This is a genomic window from Kingella kingae ATCC 23330 (genome assembly GCF_900111845.1).
Lineage (GTDB): Bacteria > Pseudomonadota > Gammaproteobacteria > Burkholderiales > Neisseriaceae > Kingella > Kingella kingae.
The window spans coordinates 70,477-91,415 of sequence record NZ_FOJK01000005.1 but is presented as its reverse complement, the minus strand read 5'-3'; the positions used below and the strand labels follow the sequence as shown (position 1 = coordinate 91,415).

Annotated in this window: 21 protein-coding genes and 1 riboswitch; of the genes, 13 read left to right on the top strand and 8 right to left on the bottom strand. The window is 47.3% G+C overall.

Annotated elements, in window-relative coordinates; translation table 11 throughout:
* Positions 1-134 precede the first annotated feature (134 nt).
* Genes ribF through rpiA form a run of 4 tightly spaced genes read left to right on the top strand, consistent with a single transcriptional unit; the run spans position 135 to position 2,570 of the window.
* On the top strand, positions 135-1,067 hold the full coding sequence (gene ribF / locus BQ5809_RS01980) for a bifunctional riboflavin kinase/FAD synthetase (RefSeq protein WP_003788695.1): 933 nt from the start codon (positions 135-137) through the stop codon (positions 1,065-1,067).
* A gap of 42 nt (positions 1,068-1,109) precedes the next feature.
* A complete protein-coding gene (locus BQ5809_RS01975) occupies positions 1,110-1,376 on the top strand; it encodes a hypothetical protein (protein ID WP_003788697.1) in 267 nt (88 codons plus the stop codon).
* Entirely contained in the window at positions 1,373-1,855 is a 483-nt protein-coding gene (gene ispF, locus BQ5809_RS01970) for a 2-C-methyl-D-erythritol 2,4-cyclodiphosphate synthase (RefSeq protein WP_003788699.1), read from the top strand. Before BQ5809_RS01975 ends, ispF begins: the two co-directional genes overlap by 4 nt.
* Before the next feature lie 46 nt (positions 1,856-1,901).
* Positions 1,902-2,570, top strand: a complete 669-nt coding sequence (gene rpiA / locus BQ5809_RS01965; protein WP_003788700.1) for a ribose-5-phosphate isomerase RpiA — start codon at positions 1,902-1,904, stop codon at positions 2,568-2,570.
* Positions 2,571-2,737: 167 nt separating this feature from the next.
* On the opposite strand, the gene prmC is transcribed toward rpiA, so the two are convergent.
* Both prmC and obgE read right to left on the bottom strand, forming a co-directional pair.
* Positions 2,738-3,547 carry a peptide chain release factor N(5)-glutamine methyltransferase gene (prmC, locus tag BQ5809_RS01960; RefSeq protein ID WP_003788702.1) on the bottom strand — a complete coding sequence of 270 codons (810 nt, stop codon included), beginning with the start codon at positions 3,545-3,547 and terminating at the stop codon, positions 2,738-2,740.
* A 79-nt stretch (positions 3,548-3,626) separates the two neighbouring features.
* Complete coding sequence (gene obgE, locus BQ5809_RS01955; protein ID WP_003788703.1) at positions 3,627-4,778, bottom strand: GTPase ObgE; 1,152 nt, start codon at positions 4,776-4,778, stop codon at positions 3,627-3,629.
* Between the two features lie 294 nt (positions 4,779-5,072).
* Between obgE and BQ5809_RS01950 the strand changes: the two genes are divergently transcribed.
* The 4 genes from BQ5809_RS01950 to BQ5809_RS01935 all read left to right on the top strand — a co-directional run bounded on the left by BQ5809_RS01950 (position 5,073) and on the right by BQ5809_RS01935 (position 9,191).
* The gene (locus BQ5809_RS01950) at positions 5,073-6,083 is read left to right on the top strand and encodes a factor H binding protein domain-containing protein (protein ID WP_003788705.1); all 1,011 of its coding nucleotides are present in this window, start codon (positions 5,073-5,075) and stop codon (positions 6,081-6,083) included.
* A gap of 94 nt (positions 6,084-6,177) precedes the next feature.
* Positions 6,178-7,713 carry a surface lipoprotein assembly modifier gene (locus BQ5809_RS01945; protein ID WP_111694414.1) on the top strand — a complete coding sequence of 512 codons (1,536 nt, stop codon included), beginning with the start codon at positions 6,178-6,180 and terminating at the stop codon, positions 7,711-7,713.
* 232 nt (positions 7,714-7,945) lie between these two features.
* On the top strand, positions 7,946-8,419 hold the full coding sequence (queF, locus tag BQ5809_RS01940) for a preQ(1) synthase (protein ID WP_003788708.1): 474 nt from the start codon (positions 7,946-7,948) through the stop codon (positions 8,417-8,419).
* A gap of 41 nt (positions 8,420-8,460) precedes the next feature.
* Positions 8,461-8,506, top strand: a riboswitch (PreQ1 riboswitch).
* Between the two features lies 1 nt (position 8,507).
* The gene (locus BQ5809_RS01935) at positions 8,508-9,191 is read left to right on the top strand and encodes a 7-cyano-7-deazaguanine/7-aminomethyl-7-deazaguanine transporter (RefSeq protein WP_003788710.1); all 684 of its coding nucleotides are present in this window, start codon (positions 8,508-8,510) and stop codon (positions 9,189-9,191) included.
* 63 nt (positions 9,192-9,254) lie between these two features.
* Here the strand turns inward: BQ5809_RS01935 and BQ5809_RS01930 are convergent, their stop codons facing one another.
* The 5 genes from BQ5809_RS01930 to BQ5809_RS01910 all read right to left on the bottom strand — a co-directional run bounded on the left by BQ5809_RS01930 (position 9,255) and on the right by BQ5809_RS01910 (position 12,625).
* Positions 9,255-9,560, bottom strand: coding sequence for an SPOR domain-containing protein (locus BQ5809_RS01930; RefSeq protein ID WP_003788712.1), 306 nt, complete (start codon positions 9,558-9,560; stop codon positions 9,255-9,257).
* Between the two features lie 102 nt (positions 9,561-9,662).
* Positions 9,663-11,012 (bottom strand): exodeoxyribonuclease VII large subunit, encoded by a 1,350-nt coding sequence (gene xseA / locus BQ5809_RS01925; protein ID WP_003788714.1) that lies wholly within the window; start codon positions 11,010-11,012, stop codon positions 9,663-9,665.
* Positions 11,013-11,081: 69 nt separating this feature from the next.
* Positions 11,082-11,540, bottom strand: a complete 459-nt coding sequence (gene secB / locus BQ5809_RS01920; RefSeq protein ID WP_032827885.1) for a protein-export chaperone SecB — start codon at positions 11,538-11,540, stop codon at positions 11,082-11,084.
* 32 nt (positions 11,541-11,572) lie between these two features.
* Positions 11,573-11,833: a glutaredoxin 3 gene (gene grxC, locus BQ5809_RS01915; protein ID WP_003788717.1), complete on the bottom strand. Its 261-nt coding sequence runs from the start codon at positions 11,831-11,833 to the stop codon at positions 11,573-11,575.
* Between the two features lie 108 nt (positions 11,834-11,941).
* Entirely contained in the window at positions 11,942-12,625 is a 684-nt protein-coding gene (locus tag BQ5809_RS01910) for an OmpA family protein (protein WP_003788718.1), read from the bottom strand.
* Between the two features lie 336 nt (positions 12,626-12,961).
* Here BQ5809_RS01910 and BQ5809_RS01905 point away from each other — a divergent pair, with 336 nt between their 5' ends.
* From BQ5809_RS01905 to ruvB, 3 genes are read left to right on the top strand one after another with little or no spacing between them, the layout of a single operon-like run.
* The gene (locus tag BQ5809_RS01905; protein WP_003788720.1) at positions 12,962-13,909 is read left to right on the top strand and encodes a LysR substrate-binding domain-containing protein; all 948 of its coding nucleotides are present in this window, start codon (positions 12,962-12,964) and stop codon (positions 13,907-13,909) included.
* Positions 13,909-15,141 carry a YihY family inner membrane protein gene (locus tag BQ5809_RS01900; protein ID WP_003788723.1) on the top strand — a complete coding sequence of 411 codons (1,233 nt, stop codon included), beginning with the start codon at positions 13,909-13,911 and terminating at the stop codon, positions 15,139-15,141. The genes BQ5809_RS01905 and BQ5809_RS01900 overlap by 1 nt, the downstream gene beginning before the upstream one ends.
* A 57-nt stretch (positions 15,142-15,198) precedes the next feature.
* Positions 15,199-16,233 (top strand): Holliday junction branch migration DNA helicase RuvB, encoded by a 1,035-nt coding sequence (gene ruvB / locus BQ5809_RS01895; protein ID WP_003788725.1) that lies wholly within the window; start codon positions 15,199-15,201, stop codon positions 16,231-16,233.
* A gap of 64 nt (positions 16,234-16,297) precedes the next feature.
* Here ruvB and BQ5809_RS01890 read toward each other — a convergent pair whose 3' ends face one another.
* Positions 16,298-16,813 carry a hemerythrin domain-containing protein gene (locus BQ5809_RS01890; protein ID WP_003788727.1) on the bottom strand — a complete coding sequence of 172 codons (516 nt, stop codon included), beginning with the start codon at positions 16,811-16,813 and terminating at the stop codon, positions 16,298-16,300.
* Between the two features lie 267 nt (positions 16,814-17,080).
* On the opposite strand from BQ5809_RS01890, the gene rng reads away from it, so the two are divergent.
* Both rng and BQ5809_RS01880 read left to right on the top strand, forming a co-directional pair.
* Entirely contained in the window at positions 17,081-18,577 is a 1,497-nt protein-coding gene (gene rng, locus BQ5809_RS01885; protein WP_003788729.1) for a ribonuclease G, read from the top strand.
* A gap of 319 nt (positions 18,578-18,896) precedes the next feature.
* Positions 18,897-20,918 carry an OPT family oligopeptide transporter gene (locus BQ5809_RS01880; RefSeq protein WP_003788731.1) on the top strand — a complete coding sequence of 674 codons (2,022 nt, stop codon included), beginning with the start codon at positions 18,897-18,899 and terminating at the stop codon, positions 20,916-20,918.
* Positions 20,919-20,939: the final 21 nt, after the last annotated feature.

Sequence of the window (20,939 nt, the reverse complement as noted above, 5' to 3'; positions counted from 1 at the left end):
AAAGTGCAGGCTGCCTGCACAAAAAATAGGGCTATTCTACAATAAAATCACGTCATCATGTAGGCAAAAAACAAGGCAAGCAGCCTGCACTTTCGGTACAATACGCTCAATTTTTTCCCTATTTATCCCCGATTATGAAGATTTGGCTTGGACAATCCGCCCCCTATTTGCCGCAAGGCAGCGCAGTAACCATTGGCAATTTTGATGGCGTACACACAGGACATCGCCACATTTTGAACCGCTTGGCAACCGAAGCCGCAGCGCGAAATTTGCCTGCCATTGCCATTGTGTTCGAGCCACAGCCTGCCGAATTTTTTGCCCAACAAGCCCGCAAAACCGCACCCAGTCGCCTATCGCCCTTGCGCGATAAATTGCAACTTTTGGCGCAAACAAGCAGCCTGCACGGCGTTTGGGTGCAGCGATTCAACCCCACGTTTGCCAACACGCCAGCCGATGTATTCACTCAAACCGTGTTGCGCGAACGCTTGAATACGCGCTATTTACTGGTGGGTGACGATTTTCGTTTTGGCAAAGCGCGGGGCGGCGATTTTGATTTATTGTGTGCCCAAAGCGATTTTGTAACCGAAAACACGCCCAGCATTTTGATTGCAGGCGAACGCGCCAGTAGCACCGCTGTTCGCCAAGCCCTAGCCGCAGGCAATTTGCCACGCGCCGAACAAATTTTGGGACACGGCTACACATTAAGCGGCAGGGTCAAACATGGCGCGAAACTCGGTCGCACAATTGGCTGCCCCACGGCAAACATTCACTTGTCCAACCATGCGTATGCCTTGCAAGGCGTGTTTGTGGTGGAAGCGACTGGCGCATTTGGTCGCCGCGCAGGGGTAGCATCGTTTGGGCGCAATCCAACCGTATCGCACACGCCCGAAGCCAAGTTGGAAGTGCATTTGTTTGACTTTGCAGGCGATTTATATGGCGAACGCTTGCACATTCGCTTTTTGCACAAATTGCGCGATGAAGAGCGTTTTGCCGATTTAAGCAGCCTGCAAACGCAAATCGCTGCCGATATGCAGGCTGCCAAAATCTGGTACACGCAATCGCGGTAAACAGGATAAAATGAACATCTACCATACAGTACAGGATACATCATGGATTTATCTTCGCTGATTATCGTGTTTACCTGCGTACTCATACTCATCATTGCGATTCCCACGCTTTACACGCTACGCAAACGAGAGCGCGAACTCGGTTATCCAAAACAACACGAAACGCTGGCAGACGTACAATTTCTGCTTGAACAAAACGAAGAAATCTTGGCACAAAGCTGTTTTCGCCGCGTAACAGGTGGCAGCTATCATCAAGCCAAAGCCTATATCGCACACATCAAACGACAAAAATCACAGGAGCGGAAATGAATATTCGCATTGGACAAGGCTATGACGTACACCAACTGGTAGAACAACGCCCACTCATTTTAGGCGGCGTAACCATTCCGCATCACAAAGGTTTGCTGGGGCATTCCGATGCCGATGCGCTGCTGCACGCGATTACCGATGCCTTACTGGGCGCAGCCGCGTTGGGCGACATTGGCAAACTATTCCCCGATACCGCCGCCGAACACAAAGATGCCGACAGCCGTCATTTGTTGCGCGTGGCGTATCAAGCGGTGCAGGCTGCTGGCTGGCGCGTGGTCAATGTGGACAGCACGCTCATCGCGCAGCAACCGAAGTTGCGCCCACACATTGACGCAATGCGTGCCAACATTGCTGTTGATTTGAATTTGCCCATAGACGCAGTAAACATCAAAGGCAAAACCAACGAGAAATTAGGTTATTTGGGGCGCGAAGAAGCGATTGAAGCGCAAGCGATTGTGCTTTTGAGCGCGACAAAGTAAGTCGTGGGCTTAACCGCGACAATTCATTCAACAAAGGGAAATCATCATGACCAAACAAGACCAACTTAAACGTGCAGCCGCCGAAAAAGCGGTGGAATTTGTGCCAGAAAACGAATACATCGGCATTGGTACGGGCAGCACCATCAATTTTTTTATTGAAGCTTTGGGCAAAAGTGGTAAAAAAATCAAAGGTGCAGTAACCACGTCCAAAAAAAGCAGCGAATTGATGGCGCAATACGAAATCCCCGAAATCGCTGCCAACGAAGTCAGCCGTTTGTCTATTTATATTGATGGCGCGGACGAAATCAACCACACTTTGCAAATGATTAAAGGCGGCGGCGGCGCACATTTGCCCGAAAAAATCGTGGCAAAACTGGCTGACCAGTTTATTTGTATCGCCGATGAAAGCAAATATGTGAGCCGTTTGGGCAAGTTTCCTTTGCCGATTGAAGTGATTCCGATGGCGCGTTCTATGGTGGCGCGACAAATCGCCAAATTGGGCGGACAACCCGAATTGCGTATTGGCTACAAAAGCCTGCACGGCAACGACATTTTGGACGTAACGGGCTTGGATTTGAGCCAACCGCTGACAATGGAGCGCGAATTGAACCAAATCACAGGTTTGGTGGAAAACGGTTTGTTTGCCGAACGCGCTGCCGATTTGCTGATTTTGGCGCGTGAAGATGGGATTGAGTTGATTAAACCGCATGTTTAATCACGCGAAATATAGTGGATTAAAATAAAAGTGAGACAAGGCGACAACGTCCGCCGTGTACGAGTAGTACATAAGGACGTTGGCAACGCAGTATCATTGCAATTTTAATTCACTATAAAAAGCAGCCTGCACTTTTTGTTGATGAAAAGTGCAGGCTGCTTTTTTGTTTAACCCATTTGCCCCAACGTAACCCGTTCTAAGCCAGCCAAATCGCGCAAAGTTTCCACTTGCGTGTAACCGTGTTGCGCGAACAAATCTCGAATCGCCGCGCCTTGGTCATAGCCGTGTTCCAGCAGCAACCAACCTTGCGGCTGCAAATAGTCTGGCGCGCGGGCAACAATATGGCGAATGTGTGCCAAGCCGTCAGCAAAATCGGTCAGCGCGTGGGCAGGCTCAAAGCGCAAATCGCCCTGCTGCAAATGGGTGTCGTGCGAATTAATATAGGGTGGATTGGACGCAATCACGTCAAATTTATGTGCCGACACGGCGCAATCAAACCACGAACCTTGTGCGAATGCGACTGCTGCGCCCAAGCGTTGCGCGTTGTGTTGCGCGATGTTGAGCGCATCGGGGCTGATGTCGCTGGCAAATACGTTGGCATCGGTGCGTTCCAATTTGGCGGAAATGGCGATGATGCCACTGCCTGTTCCCATGTCCCACAAAAAACCACGCGCAGGCAGCCTGCACAATGCAGCTTCCAGCAGGTGTTCGGTTTCGGGGCGTGGAATCAACACGGCTGGCGACACGGTAAAACTGCGTCCGTAAAATTCGCGTTCGCCCAATAAATAGGCAATCGGTTCGCCTTGTTCGCGGCGTTGGCACAGCGCGTGCAGGCTGCTTTCGTGTTCGGGCGATAGAGTTTCGCTGTCGTGCGTAATCAACTGGCTACGCGACAAGCCTGTGATGTATTGCAGCAGCATTCGCGTTTCGTTGCGCGGCAAAGGGCTATTGGCGATGAATTGGGCAATGGTGGTCATGTGATGTGGTTTGAATCAACAAAGCAGCCTACACTTTTAGGCAACAAAATGTGCAGGCTGCTTTTTATGTTTTAAACAATTATTCCGCTTTGAAAACAGAAGTATCCGTTTGCACTTTTTCCATTTCAGGCAAAGCCGCCGCCGCTTTTGCTGCTTCGTCCGCTTCCGCTTGCAAACGCTTTTTCTCGTTCAAATATTGATTGATTTGTTGCACCAATTCTTGCGTGCCGTCATGCGTTAATGCACTGATTTTAAACAATCTTGGCGTTTCCATATCAAACGTAAAACGGTCGTCAGGCGCAGGATAATTCCAGCCAATCGCATTCAAAAAATCCGCCGTGCGTTGTTCCGCTTCTTCATCATCCAACATATCCAATTTGTTCAACACCAGCCAACGCTGTTTATCGTACAAATCTTCATCGTATTTACGCAATTCGTGGATAATCGCCAACGCTTCGCCAGCCGTGTCCGTTTCTTCGTCAAACGGTGCTAAATCCACAACGTGCAATAACAAACCCGTGCGCGACAAATGTTTCAAAAAGCGATGCCCCAAACCTGCGCCTTCTGCCGCACCTTCAATCAATCCCGGAATATCCGCCATCACAAAACTATTGTTTTCGTCCATGCGAACCACGCCCAAATTCGGGTGCAAAGTCGTAAACGGATAATCCGCCACTTTCGGACGCGCCGCAGAAACGGCACGAATCAGCGTAGATTTGCCCGCATTTGGCATACCCAGCAAACCCACATCTGCCAATACTTTCAGCTCTAATTGTAAAGTGCGTTGTTCACCGTCTTCACCGGGTGTGGATTGTTTCGGCGCACGGTTTACCGATGATTTGAAATGGATATTGCCCAAACCGCCTTTGCCGCCTTTCGCCACGCACACGCGCTGTCCGTGGAAAGTCAAATCCGCCACAATTTCATCGGTATCCACATCGCGGATTAACGTGCCAACTGGCATGTGCAATTCAATGTCGTCTGCGCCTGCACCATAGCGGTCTGCGCCGTGTCCTTTTTCGCCGTTTTTCGCTTGATAGCGTTTCACGAAACGGTATTCTACCAATGTGTTTACATTTTCATCGGCAACTGCCCACACGCTGCCGCCGCGTCCACCGTCGCCGCCATCTGGGCCGCCACGAGGTACGAATTTTTCACGGCGGAAACTGGCTGCACCATTGCCGCCTTTACCGCCGACTACTTCAATTTTGGCTTCGTCAATAAATTTCATGTTTTGCTTTCTAAAATGATGTTTTCAGGCAGCCTGCACGTTTTGATGCAGGCTGCCTGATGAAAATACGGTATAAAATTGGGCGTATTATAAAGGACAATACTCGGTTGGGTTTGATTTTGTGAAAATTATTCTGTCAACCCAAAATAAGCCCATAATCGTGTTCCGCGCTATTTACAACACTTTGTTGTAAATAACGAGAAAATGCTTGATAAATTGGGTTGCATTGTTAATAATCGTGAAATCGTTTAATAAGCATATCGTTTTATTTATTTATTCAAAAGGGATTTGAAAATGTATACAAATAAAAGCAAAACTTTATTGGCACTTTTGATTGCAACCGCATTATCTGCGTGCAGCGGTAGTGGTGGCGGTTCTGGTTTATCCGCAGCAGGAACAGGAAGCAATGGTTTGAATTCGGGTAGCACTTCTACTACACCTAACAATACAGGCAACAACGGTGGCTCTACAACTGACAATACAGGCACAAATACGAATACTACTACCGGATATTCTCCTGTACTAGATGCAGCAGCTATTAAAGATGCCTATACCAAAATTGCTGATAAGAACAAGGCAATAGTAACCGATCCCACTACTAGCGCAGTAGAAAGTTTAACAGTTTCCATTACCAAAGGTACTCAAACCGATACACATTTAACTGTGAGTGACATTAATCTTAACAAATATCTGCCACATAATGAACTCACAGATTTAACCATGCAGACTAAACATACCTTAACGTATAACGTAAGCCAACCAGACCAAAAGCAATACCGTTATGAAACAACTGAAAATGTGCGTGCTTATAACCAAAACTACTCGACTGTGATAGGCTTTGATACAACTGGTATCAAAACCACAATGATTGGTTACGATACAAAGAAATCTGAAGAAAAAACTTACCCTGACAAACTAATGAATAGCTATGCTGTTACAGGTGTATCTATTGAACAAGCTGCACTGCCAGCTACTGGTTCTTATACCTATACAGGTAAAGCATTCACTGCCACAGATAATGACGGTGTGTTGAACTACACCATTAATTTTGATAAAAAATCGGGCAGCGGTTCTATTACTGGTATTGATAAAACTGGTACGATTACTTTGGGAGAAGGTCGAATCGGCACTTACACTCATGGCACCAAGACAAGTACTGCGGGTATTGGTGAAACACAAGCAACCACTGCCAATGGCACTGCTGGTACTTACACATTAGGTATCTTTGGTGCTAATGCAGAAGAAGTAGCTGGTACAGTAAACTTCAAGGGCTTAGAGCACGTTGGTTTCGGTGGTAAACGCTAATTTATAATCTTGCGTCTTATTTTTGCAGGCTGCTTTTTTGCGTGAAAACACTCAAAAGCAGCCTGCAAAATATTTAACACTCTGGGTATATCAAATGAATAAACAGCATCTATTTTGGTTATGGTTAGCTGTGAGTCTGTCAGCAGTTGCAGCAGATGACGATGAACTGCCTGCTCCGTTTGTAGCAAAGCGTACGGACAATAATGCGGCAGAAGTTATCGCTATTGCAAAAGCCCCAACCACCACACACGCTGACCCACAAGTATTGCAACAACCGTTTGACGATGTGAATACACAACTGGAATATGTGTTAGAGCCACTGCCCAATTCAGCACAAACCGAGCCGTTGCCCGAATTAGCGCCATTGGAAATGCAGCCCAAAGTCAGCACGCAACAACAAATAGACGACCAAATCAATCAAGCGTTGTTGGCAAAAAAATGGGACGAACTAGAACGCTTATTAGCAACCGAGCCACAAGAAGGATACGATGAAATCTTGTGGGTTTATGCCAAAGGCACGTTGTTGCGTCAAAAGCAAAAATATTCACAGGCGATTGCCGAATACCGCAAAGTGGTTGCCACGCAGCCAGAATTGGGTTATCCGCGTTTGGATTTAGGCATTATGTTGTTTGAAAACAAGCAATATAACGAAGCGGAAGCCGAATTGACCCAAGCCAAAGCGGACATTAATCCAGAAGCTGGGGCGCAAAAAGTGGCAGATGCCTACTTATCGCGCATGGAAAACGAACAAAGTTGGCAGCCTAGTATGGGCTTGCAATACACGCAAACCGATAATGTAAACAACGCAGCCAATAGCACGGATTTATATTACAACGGCAGACATTTTGTAAAAAATACCGATGCTTTGCCCAAATCGGCGCACGGTTTTAACTATCATTTGGGCGTAGAAAAAGACACCAATTTAGCAGGTAATCATTATGTTAGATTGGGCGTGAGTGGTAGCGGTGTGCATTATTGGGATAACTCAGATTACGATGAGAACTCTGTGCAATTCAATGTGGGCTACCGTTTTCAAAGTTGGCGACATCAATTTGGCGTTATGCCTTTTTTCACGCAAAACTGGTTGGGCGGAGAACGCTACAATCAACGCTTTGGCGTAACCAGCAATTACCGCTATCGCTTTAATCCACAATGGTCTATTTCTGCCGCGCATACTTATTCCAACACGCAATATCATAACGACAGAGTTGCCCAATATTACGATGGTCATAACAACAACGTAGGCTTAACATTGATATGGAATCCCACGCCCAGTTGGTTGCTGTTTAGCGGTGTAAATGGCAGCTACGACAATTTGAACGACAAAGCAGAAAGCTCCAAACGCCGCAGCATTGTGAGCGGCATCGTGTACGATAACCAACAATGGGGCGGACGCGCTAATTTTAATTATGCCAATCGCCGCTTCCAAGGCGCACACTTTTTGTATGGCAATCATCGTGCCGACAAGGAATATCAAGTCAGCGCAGCGGTGTGGCACCATAAATTGTCGTGGCGCAATATTACGCCGCGTTTGAACTATCGCTATTTGAAGGTAGATAGCAATATGTCTGCGCTGTATTCACGCACCAGCGGCGAATGGTTTATTAGTGCGGAAAAAACGTTCCATTAAGGCTTCAAATAGCTTATAATGCGCGACTTTCGTTTCAGGCTGCTTTGTTATTAAAAAGCAGCCTGCACTTTTTTATTCAACCCATGCGGTTCGTAACCCTCCCGCAATATAGTGGATTCAATTCAAATTAGGACAAGGCGACAACGCCCGCCGTGTACGCGTGGTACATAAGGGCGTTGGTAACGCTGTACTAGTTTGAAGTGAATTCACTATAACAAAACTAGGTCTCAATATGTCCAGAAATCAACAAGAGCTAAACGGCATCACGCTGCTTGGCAATCAAAAAACGCAATATCCCAGCAACTACGCCCCCGAAGTCTTGGAATCGTTTGACAACAAACACCCCAGTAACGACTATTTCGTCAAATTCGTTTGCCCTGAATTTACCAGCCTCTGCCCGATTACAGGTCAGCCCGATTTCGCCACGATTGTGATTCGCTACATTCCCGACATCAAAATGGTGGAAAGCAAATCGCTCAAACTGTATTTGTTCAGCTTCCGCAATCACGGCGATTTTCATGAAGACTGCATCAACATCATCATGAAAGATTTAATCCAGCTAATGAACCCAAAATACATTGAAGTATTTGGCGAATTCACGCCACGCGGTGGCATTGCGATTCATCCTTTTGCCAACTATGGGCGTGAAAATACGCCATTTGAGCAACTGGCGCGAGAGCGTTTGTTTCAGCACGATATGCAGTAAAAAGCAGCCTGCACTTTGTTGTAAGCACTCATTTTTATCAACCAACCGCGGTTCGTAACCATCCCGCGATAACAAAACTAGGAAAATCATGCAAAACTTTATTTTTTCTAATCAACAACAATCCAAAGCCTTATTTTGGCTGATTATTTTCCACATTGCCGTGATTGCGTCCAGCAATTATTTGGTGCAATTTCCGTTTACTATCACGCTGCCCAACGGCTTTGAAGTACATTCCACTTGGGGCGCACTCACATTCCCGTTCATCTTTTTGGCAACCGATTTAACCGTGCGGATTTTCGGGCAAAGTTTGGCGCGAAAAATCATCTTTTTTGTAATGTTGCCTGCGCTGGTGTTGTCGTACGCGCTGTCGGTGTTGTTTACCAATGGCGAATGGACGGGCTGGCAAGCGTTGGCGGAATTTAATCTATTTGTGTTCCGCATTGCACTGGCAAGTTTTTCGGCTTATGCGTTTGGGCAGATTATGGATATTTTTGTATTCAATAAGTTACGTCAGCTCAAATCATGGTGGATTGCGCCCACCACGTCTATGTTTATTGGCAATGCAATGGACACGCTGCTGTTTTTTGCGATTGCGTTTTACGCCAGCTCCGACCCATTTATGGCGGCAAACTGGACACACATCGCGTTTGTGGATTACCTGTTTAAACTGACGATTTGCTTGTTGCTATTTGTTCCAGCTTATGGCGTATTGCTCAGTTGGATTAGCCGTAAATTAATGGCATGGCAGCAAAAACAAGCCGCTGCGTATTAAGCATACAATCAAAAGCAGCCTGCACTTTTATATTCAAAGTGCAGGCTGCTTTTTGGTGCGATTTTATTGATTGGTAATAAACGCTTCAATTTTTTCTTGTTGCAAGCGTTTGATTGCCGTTTCAGCTTGTGCGCGAGTCATCGGCTCGCTGCGAACGCGATACATAACCACCCCTTGCGCCGTTGTGATTTGCTGAATTTGTGCGCGAACACCCAACAACGCCGCGCTCGCCACTTGTTGTTGCGCCCCTGCTTGGTTTTGGTACGCACCCATTTGCACACGAACCTGATGCGTAGCGGTAGTGCTATTTGCCGCCAAAGTTACTTGACTCATCGCCAATACCAACAGCCCTAATGCAAATTTTTTCATAATTTTCGTCCTTCTGGTTGTATTAAAAATGCCCCTTTAATGCAGCCAATACTACGATTTTGCTCACACATCGTCAAGGCGAACATGCAAAAAACTATCTTTTTAATCAAATAAATCTGCCTGATTTTGCTGCTTTGCTACTTGCACATCAACCGCGCCATCTGCCAAACGAATCGCCAATTTTTGTCCCAAACGCAAGTCGTTCGCATCGCGTACCACTTGTCCGCGCCCAGTTTGCACAATCGCATAACCGCGCTGCAAAATATTCAACGGCGACATGGCATTTAATATTTGATTTTGCTTATCTATTTGCTGCCTACGCGATTCAATCAAGCCAAACATAGCACGTTGCAAAGCAGCCTGCATCCAGTCTAGCTGCTGCTTTTTATTTTGGATATTCGGGCGACGATGTTGCAATATCTGCACTTGTTGCGCCACACGGTATTGCTGTTTGGCAAGCAAGTGCAGGCTGCTTGTGTGTAGCTTTTGTGCCAAAAAATCCAACTGTTTGGCTTGTTCGGCTAACTTTTGCTGCGGATGTTTTAAGTTTTGCGCCAAAAAATCCACTTTTTGCGCGGCATAGCGATAACGCTGCGTCATATTTTGCTGCGCTCGCGACCACAACTGCTGCACATGGCGCAACTGCTCGGCACGATTGGGGCTAACCAGTTCCGCCGCTGCGGTGGGCGTGGGTGCACGAACATCGGCAACAAAATCCGCCAGTGTGAAATCGGTTTCATGCCCTACTCCGCTGACCACAGGTAAAGTGCAGGCTGCTATGGCGCAGACGGTGGCTTCTTCGTTAAACGCCCACAAATCTTCCAAACTACCGCCGCCGCGACACACAATCAACACATCAACCTCGCGGCGTTGGTGGGCACGCATAATGGCTTGGGCAATGTGCTGTTCGCTGCCCGCGCCCTGAACAGGCGTAGGGTAAACAATGATAGGAATTTGCGGCGCACGGCGTTTGAGCGTGCTGACCACATCGCGCAAAGCTGCCGCCGCCAAACTGGTTACAATGCCAATCGCCTTGGGGTGTTCGGGCAAGGTTTGTTTGCGCGATTCATCAAACAGCCCTTCGGCTTGCAATCGCGCTTTTAGGCGTTCGTATCGCTCAAACAGCTGCCCCAAACCGAGCGAACGCACTTCGTTTATCGTAATCTGAAATTCGCCACGCGCACCGTAAATGCCGATTTTGCCGCGCACTTCTACCGCATCACCTTCTTTGAGTGGCACAGCCAATCGCGCTGCCGTGAACTTGAACAGCGCACAACGCACCTGCGCGTGGTCATCTTTGAGCGCGAAATAATAATGCCCACTGGCAGCGCGGGTTAAATTAGAAATTTCGCCGCTAATCCACACATCGGAAAACTCGTTGTCCAGCAAAGCATCAGCCGCTTGATTGAGTTCCGACACAGATAAGGTTTGTGCAAATAAATCCATTGTCATCGTATCGTTCAACACATCAAAAAGCAGCCTGCACTTTAATCCAAAATGCAGGCTGCTTTAAATAAGCCATTAAACCGCAGGTTGTTCTTGTTGCGATTGATACAGCGCGTCAAAATTGATTGGCGCAAGCAACACAGGTGGGAAGCCCGCACGAGAAATCGTAGAAGACACCGCTTCACGCGCATAAGGGAACAAAATGTTCGGGCAAGCCACGCCCAACAACACTTTCATATCTTCTTCTGGAATGTTTTCCAAACGGAAAATACCTGCTTGGGTTACTTCATTCAAGAATACCACGCGATTGTCTGCCAATTTCGCAGTTAAAGTAACCGTAACCGAACATTCGTAAAAGTTCGCTTCAATTTGGCTAGATTCGGTGCTAATACGCATATCTACTTCTGGCGTTTCGCTTTCCAAGAAAATTTTGGGCGCATGTGGCACTTCCAAAGACAAATCTTTTACATACAATTTTTCAACAGAAAACACAGGTTGTGTTGCTTCGGTTGCTTGAACTTCTTTATCGCTCATCGTCATTCTTTCTATAAAAAACAAAGGGAAATCTACGCATCAGACAAAAGCGGCATCAGCTCGCCTTTTTGATGCAAAGCATACAAATCGGTAAACCCACCCACATGAGTATCGCCGATAAAAATTTGTGGCACACTACGCTGCCCTGTGATTTGCTGCATATTGGCAAATTCGTCAGGATTTTTGTCCACGCGAATTTCTTCAATTTGCTGCACACCCAGTTGCGACAAAAACTGTTTTGCCATCGTGCAATAAGGGCAAAATGCGCCTGTGTACATTTTGATTTCGGGCATGATGATTCCTATCGCTGCGCTGTGTCGTCATAAAACAAAAAACCAAATTCCAATGCAATCAGAACCTGGTTTTTTATTTCAATTATAAAGCCCCAGAGAGCCTATAAATTATTGTACTGGACGAGTGATTTCGCGAGTTACCAAAGAGCGAATTTGAACATCTACGCGACGATCAGGCTCGATACAAGCAATCAAAGCAGCGCGTTTTTTCGCACGAGATACACGGTTACCCAATTTAGCTACTTCTGCTTGGCAAGACTCAGTCATGCGCGCTTGGCTTTCGCCCAAGCCAACAGCAGAAACACGCTCAGCAGGAACACCTTGACTCACCAAGTAGTTCGCTACCGCAGTCGCACGACGCTCTGACAGAGCTTGGTTGTACTGTTCAGCACCCATAAAGTCTGTATGACCTTCAACACGAACAGCTTGTACGTTAGTACCATTTACACGTGCAACTAATTGGTTCAAAGTCTCAACTGCTTCTGGGCGCAATTTGTCTTTGTCAAAACCGAACAAGAAGTTAGAACCAAAAGATACAGTTTCGTTTTGCTCAACTGTTTCCATACGTGGAGCAGGTGCAGGTGCAGGTGCAGCCGCTTCGCGGTCGCCACATTCAACCAATCCGTTTTCAGCTTTGTTCAAGTAGTTGTTTTCCCAGCATTCGCCAAAATTATTGCGAACCACTTCGCCAGAACCTTGGCTAGTAGTGTAACCATGGATATCGTGCGCCATTGCACCAGTAGAAGCCATCAAAGCAACAATCAGTGCGCTCAATTTAACTTGTTTAGTCATTTATTATTCCCTCATCAAAAAAAATGATTGAGTGGCGGATAAGAAATCTGCCACCTTTAAGATTCAGGCTTTTGCCAAAAAAGCAGCCACAAACCTAAATACAAACGTTGCTTACTATAAGAATTTGCAGCGATGCTGTCAATACAAAGACTGTTTTTCTGCCTATTCTTTGTGTTGGCATAATGCCCAAGATACTGTTATTTGTCATATATTATTTATTCGTTGCTGTTCTTTTGTTGCACAAAAACAACAATATGGAAATTGCAGGCTGCTTTGCTTTATTGGTGTGTGCGTGCTACATTTCGTCTGTTTTTTGGTTCATAAGCATAACCTATTATGAAATTACAGCAATTACGCTATGCGGTAGAAGTGTATCGCCGCAATTTAAACGTGTCCGATGCTGCCGATGCGTTGTTTACTTCGCAACCTGGTGTGTCCAAGCAAATCCGTTTGTTGGAAGATGAATTGGGCGTGTCTATTTTTATTCGCAGCGGCAAGCGGATTGTGGCGGTTACACCAGCAGGTTTGGCAGTTTTGGAAGCGGCGGAACAAATGTTGCGCTTGGCACAAAATATCAAAAACATTGGACACGAGTTTACCGACACGCACAGCGGCGCACTCACGATTGCTGCAACACATCATTGGGCGCATTATCAGTTGCCGCGCATGATGCCCGATTTTATGCAACACTATCCTGATGTACGCTTGATTTTGCGCCAAGGTTCGCCCAGCGAGTTGGCAGAAATGGTACGCAATGGCGATGTGGATTTGGCGGTGGGTGCGGACATTCCGTCTGGCGCAGGTGATTTGAAATTTCTTCCTTGTGGAACATGGCGTTATGCTTTGTGTGTACCCAATCAGCATGATTTAACCAAGCAGCCTGCACTTTCTTTGGGCGATGTGTTGCGCTATCCATTATTGACTTACGATTTTACTTGGCACACAGGCTCGGCAGCATCTCGCGCATTGGCAAAAACAGCACACGCAACGGTGCAGGCTGCTTTGCAATCGGACGATGCCGAAATCTTAAAACAATATGTTCGCTTGGGATTGGGTGTGGCTTTGTTGGACAAATCGGCATACGACATCAACCGTGATGCGGATTTGACCTTGCTGGACATTGGGCATTGCTTTGAGCCGAGCCACTATCAAATCGCGCTACACAAAGACATTTTGATGCGAAATTATTTGTATGATTTTATTGCCTTATTGCATTCCGATTTAACCCACGAGCGCGTTCAACAATTATTGTTTGCGCCAGCCATTGAGGACTTTTCAATTTAATGTGGTTATCACTCAAAAGCAGCCTGCACCGTATCGCCCAAACCAAAAGCAGCCGATTTTTGCTGTTTTTAGTGCACCGATTTGGTGAAGCAGGCATCTCACAAACCGCAGGTAGTTTGACATTTACCACGTTGCTTGCGCTGATTCCGTTGCTGACTGTGATGCTGGTGGTCATTACCGCCTTTCCCATGTTTGGCGATGTGTCGGCATCGTTCATGGATTTTGTACATCGCACGATTGTGCCGAGCGGTGCGAGCGCGGTGGCGTCTTATTTGGACGAATTCAAAATGCAGGCAGGCAAAATGACTACCATTGGCGTGCTTGCCATGATGGTTACGTCTATCATGCTGATTCATACCATAGACGCGACTTTTAACCGCATTTGGCGCGTGCAAAAACAGCGTTCCATGTTGGTGCGCCTGCCTGTTTATTGGGGATTGCTCACGCTAGGCCCGATTTTTGTGGGCGTTAGTTTATCGGCATCGGCATCTTTGCTGCATTTTGGGCAAGCGGTTGAGCCAAACTGGTTCACAAGCAGCCTGCAATCGCTGGGGCAAATTGTGCTGAATGCGTTGATATTATTACTGTTTTACTATGGCGTACCCAACTGCTACGTTCCGTTGCGAGACGCGGCGATTGGCGCATCGGTGGCGAGTGTGTTGTTTACGTTGGCAAAATACGGCTTTGGTTTGTATATTAGCAATTTCAACAGCTATGCCTTGATTTATGGCGCGTTTGCCGCGATTCCGATTTTCTTGATTTGGCTGAATTTGGTGTGGACGATTATTCTGGGCGGTGCATTGATTGCAGCCAGCATTGGCGATTGGCAAAGTGTGCCGCCAGAGCAGCAGCCCAATCACAGCTTTAATTATGCGGTGGATTTATTGCTGCTGCTGACCCAAGCGCAAACACAAGGTAAAGCGTTGAAAATACGAGAATTGCAGCAACAAACCGCGCTGAATCGTCCGCAATTAACGCACTTGCTCAACCAACTGGCGCAGCGCGATTATGTGGCGCACAGCGAAAAGGGCTGGCTGCTGCAAACCGCGCCCAATCGGATTTTGCTGTCGGATTTGTTTCCGCTGTTTGTGTATGACCACGCCCACGCCAGCCATACTGAATTGCAGCGTGTCATGGCGCAATGCACGCAACCGCTGAACATGAGTCTGGCAGACTTGCACCGTGCAGCAACCGAAAAGAGTGGGTATGGCGGCGATACGCCATGCTCGTGAACATGATGCAAACGCAAAAGCAGCCTGCACTTTTATTTTATTCAACTCAAAAACACTATGATTCAAACCGATAATTTAAGCACAACTGCTGCACCGCGCATGGTGTCGGCACAAAAAATGTCCAGCCAAGAAGAACAACTGGAACGTGCGCTGCGCCCCAAATTGTTGAGCGATTACATTGGTCAGCGCAAAGCCAAAGAGCAGCTCGGCATTTTTATTGAAGCCGCCAAAAAGCGTGGCGAAGCCCTTGACCACACGCTGCTGTTTGGCCCACCAGGTTTGGGCAAAACCACGCTGGCGAACATTGTGGCGCGAGAATTGGGCGTGAATTTACGTCAGACTTCGGGCCCTGTGTTGGAACGCGCTGGCGATTTGGCAGCGTTGCTCACCAATCTTGAACCGCACGATGTGTTGTTTATTGACGAAATTCATCGTTTAAGCCCCGTGGTGGAAGAGATTTTGTATCCAGCCATGGAAGATTATCAGCTAGACATCATGATTGGCGAAGGCCCTGCCGCACGGTCAGTTAAAATTGATTTGCCGCCGTTTACGCTGATTGGCGCGACCACACGCGCAGGTATGCTGACCAACCCATTGCGCGACCGTTTTGGCATTGTGGCGCGATTGGAGTTTTATGAAACGGCAGATTTGGCAACCATTGTGCGCCGTTCTGCCCAACTGTTGAACATGACTTTGGACAAACAAGGCGCGTGGGAAGTGGCTCGGCGCAGTCGTGGCACACCGCGCATTGCCAACCGTTTGCTACGCCGCGTGCGCGATTATGCCGAAGTCAAACACGCAGGCAAAATTGATGCCAACGTGGCAGACGCGGCTTTGTCTATGCTTGATGTAGATAAAATTGGCTTGGATATGATGGACAGAAAATTCTTGGAAGCGGTGTTGCACAAGTTTTCGGGCGGGCCAGTGGGCTTAGACAACGTAGCCGCCGCGATTGGCGAAAGCACCGACACGATTGAAGATGTGATTGAGCCGTATTTGATTCAACAAGGATTTTTGCAACGCACACCACGCGGACGCATGGCAACGGCAAGCGCGTTTGAGCATTTTGGGTTGATGCCAAATGATGCGTGAATATGAATAAAAGTGCAGGCTGCTTTTTAAATCATCAAAGAGCAGCCTGCACTATATTTATCCATTATTTTGGCAATCGACGCGCCGCCATAATCTTGCCAATCGCCTGACGTTGCGCCACAGGAATGCACGCGCGTCCCAAATCAAATAACGACTCTTCAATCGCGATGTGTTTATCGTAGCCCGACACAAATCGCGCAATCAAATCGGCAGACAAATGCTGTTGCTTGCCTTGCAACAAGGCGCCCAATTCTTCGCGTAATGCGTCCCAATTGGCGTGCAGGCTGCCATGTTGGCGCAATAATTCGTTTACATCGTCTTGCGCTTGTGGCGCGTATTGCAATAAAGCTGGGAAAAAATCCTGTTCTTCGTCTTCGTGATGCAAGGGCGCGGCTTGATTAAAATAGGTGCAGATTTGTTTGATAGCGGTGCAGGCTGCTTCGTTTGCGCCGTTTTGCGCCAAATAATCGGGCAGCAGCGTTAATTGTTGGCAAAACTTTTTGACCTTACCATGACAGGCAAACAGCATATCAATCGGCTCGTCCCAAGTGGGCGCGGATTGGTTGGTAAACGATAGCATGAGTGTGATTCCTTATTTATGAATAAGCCAAATTGTAGCAAAAAGCGTGTATCTAATAAATTGCAGGCTGAGACCTTTATAAAATCCCAGATTTGAGCGCAGTTCAAAGTAATAGCATCGCAGAACGCGCAGATAATATTGAAATATTTTCAAGCGTCCGAGAAGCACATCACGAAGAAATGTGCCAAAGATGGGGTTTATAAAGGTATCAGGCTGCTTTTGGCGATATAATACCGCTCGTCTAAATCAAACCAAAAGGTCAAACCCATGGGCTTTGAAACCATACCGCTTCCCAAAGATATGCCCCGTCCGCCCGAAACCGTGCTGGTGAACATCACGCCACAAGAAACGCGTGTTGCCGTGTTGGAAGAAAACAATATTTGCGAATTGCACATCGAACGCAACAGCGACCACAGCCTAGTCGGCAATATTTATCTGGGCATTGTGCGCCGCGTGCTGCCAGGTATGCAAAGCGCGTTTATTGACATTGGCTTGGAACGCGCCGCCTTTTTGCACATTATGGACGTGATTGAACAACGTCAAAATCCCGATAGCCATCACCGCATTGAACACGTTTTGTTTGAAGGACAAACCATTTTGGTGCAAGTGATTAAAGACCCCATCAACAGTAAAGGCGCACGACTTTCCACACAGATTTCGTTGGCTGGGCGATTTTTGGTTCACTTGCCACAAGACGAACACATTGGCATTTCGCAGCGAATCGAAAACGAAGACGACCGAAGCAGCCTGCGCCAACGGCTCAACGCGCTCTTGCCCGAGCAAGCCTGTCATGGCTACATTATTCGCACCAGTGCCGAAACCGCGTCCGATGCCGAATTGCAAGCCGACATCAATTATCTAACTCGCGTGTGGAACGACATCTGCAACCAAGCCAAATTGTGTCCGCCCGAAACCTTGTTGTATCAAGATTTACCGCTCGCCAAACGCGTTTTGCGCGATTTATTCAACGACAACACGCGCGAAATTTTGGTTGATTCGCGACTAAATTTCGACAAAATGCTCGCCTTTGCCCAGCAATATGTGCAAGATGCCGCCGACAAACTGCATCGATTTAAAGGCGAACGCCCCTTGTTTGAAACCTATGGCATTGAAGCCGAAATCAGTCGCGCCTTGCAACCGCGCGTAAACCTAAATTTTGGCAGCTATCTCATCATCGAAACTACCGAAGCGATGACCACGATTGACGTAAACACAGGCGGTTTTGTCGGCGCGCGCAATTTTGACGAAACCATTTTCAAAACCAATTTGGAAGCCTGCCACGCCATTGCACGCGAGCTGCGTTTACGCAATTTGGGTGGCATCATCATCATCGATTTTATTGATATGGAATTGCCCGAACACCGCGAAGCCGTATTGCAAGAATTGGCAAAAGCGTTGAGCTTTGACCGCACAAGGGTAACGCTCAATGGTTTTACCACGCTTGGTTTGGTGGAATTGACGCGCAAACGCAGCCGCGAAAGTTTGCAACACGTTTTGTGCGAACCCTGCCCCACTTGTCAAGGCAGGGGCAGCCTAAAAACTGCGCAAACCATTTGCTACGAAATCCAACGCGAAGTGGTACGCGAAAGTCGCCGCTTTGAAGCCAAAGAATTCCGCATCATCGCATCGCCCAGCGTGATTGATTTGTTTTTGGACGAAGAATCGCAATCGCTCGCCATGTTGATTGATTTTATTGGCAAGCCGATTTCGTTGGCAGTAGAAAGTTTGTATTCGCAAGAGCAATACGATATTGTGTTGATGTAAAAAAATAGCTGTGTTCAAATTTTGAATATTCAGCCATTTAATTCCCTCTCCTGTGGGAGAGGGTTAGGGAGAAGAAAATCTTTCAACTGTAACCAATATTCGTTAAATACAGAGATTTTCCCTCTCCCCAGCCCTCTCCCACAAGGAGAGGGAGTAAAATTGCATCATGCAAATATGCTAAAACACAGCTAAAAAACAAACAAAAGCAGCCTGCACTTTGATTTATATTAAGTGCAGGCTGCTTTTTATTAAAAACTGTTATCATTTGTAAATTTATGGTTATAATGTATGCTTTCGTAACACAGGAAGCAATATCCAAATGGCTACAAAAGACCCTTATGCTCAATACCGCGAATTAACTTGGCGCGGCATGATTTTGGGCGCACTCATTACCGTGATTTTTACGGCATCTAACGTTTACTTGGGGCTAAAAGTCGGTTTGACTTTTGCCTCGTCTATTCCTGCTGCGGTCATTTCTATGGCTGTGATGAAGTTTTTCCCAGATAGCAATATCTTGGAAAACAATATGGTGCAAACACAAGCATCGGCAGCAGGCACATTATCGGCAGTGATTTTTGTTTTGCCTGCTTTGCTGATGTTGGGCTACTGGCAAGGTTTTCCATTTTGGCAAACCATGTTGCTGTGCGCGACAGGCGGTATTTTGGGCGTGATTTTTACCATTCCATTGCGTCATGTTATGGTGGTGAAAAGCGAATTGCCTTATCCAGAAGGCGTGGCAGCAGCGGAAATTTTAAAAGCGGGCAACCCAGACGAAAGCACAGGCAAAACCAGTAGCACTGGCGCAAAAGAAATTGCCGCAGGAGGTCTTTTGGCTGGCGTATTGAGCTTTGCCATGAGCGGTTTGCGCGTGGTGGCAGACAGCGCGAGCTTGTGGTTCAAAGCAGGCAATGCCATTTTCCAAATTCCAATGGGTTTTTCGCTCGCGCTGTTGGGTGCTGGCTACTTGGTTGGCATTGTGGGCGGCATCGCTATTTTAACAGGGCTGATTTTTGCTTGGTTTGTTGCCGTACCTTATTTTTCGGCAACCGCACCACAACCTGCCGACATGGAAATGGCTGCATATGCCATGGGTTTGTGGAAAACCAAAGTGCGCTTTATTGGCGTGGGCGTGATTGGTATTGCCGCCATTTGGACGTTGATTAGCCTAATGAAGCCGATGATGGAAGGCATGCGTCAATCGTTTGCTGCGCTCAAAAATCCCGATGCAGCAACCAACGAGCGCACCGCACAAGATATGTCGCCCAAAACCATGATTGCCATCACATTGACAACCATTGTTCTGATTGCAGGCATTGTGTTCTATTTTGTGCAGGCTGCTCCTATTTCGGCAGGCGTTGCCATTTTGTTGGTATTGGTTTGCACGATTTTAGCTGTGGGCATTGGCTTTTTTGTTGCCGCCGCTTGTGGTTACATGGCAGGTTTGGTTGGCTCATCGTCTAGCCCGATTTCTGGCATTGGCATTATTTCGGTGGTGCTGACTTCATTGGTATTGTATGTCATCGGCAAAGGCACAGGTATTTTGGCAATGGAAAATGGCGAAGCGTTTTTAACCGCGCTCACCATGTTTACCGCATCTATTGTGTTGGCGATTGCCGCCATTTCCAACGATAACTTGCAAGACTTGAAAGCAGGTTATTTGGTTAAAGCAACTCCATGGCGACAACAAGTGGCTTTGTTGGTTGGTTGCGTAGTGGGCGCAGCAGTGATTGCCCCCGTATTGGAAATGCTGTATCACGCCTACGGCTTTACAGGTGCTATGCCGCGCCCAGATATGGACGCAGAACAAGCCTTGTCTGCACCGCAAGCCACGTTAATGGCAACCATTGCCAAAGGTATTTTTTCTAACAACTTGGAATGGGGCTATATTTTTACAGGCATTGTGATTGGCATCGCCTTGATTATTTTAAACAGCGTTTTGCAAAAGCGTAGCCAATACAGCCTGCCTGCTTTGGCAGTGGGCATGGGTATTTACTTGCCGCCAGCCGTGAATATGCCGCTGGTGATTGGTACGCTGGTATCTTGGTGGGTGATGAAACGAGTGGCACAACGCGCCAGCCAAAATCAACAATCGGTTGAACAAGCGCAAGGCACAGCAGAACGCCACGCCACTTTGTTGGCAGCAGGTTTGATTGTGGGCGAAAGCCTAGTTGGTGTCGTGATGGCGTTTATCATTGCCGCATCGGTTACATCGGGCGGTTCAGATGCGCCGTTGGCAATCAAATTGAGCAACTGGGGCACGGCAAGCGAATTGTTGGGTTTAGCCGCCTTTGTGTTTGGTGCGATTTGGTTTGCTCGCCGCGTATTGAGTGCGCGAGATTAATCGCAATATAAAAAGGCTGTG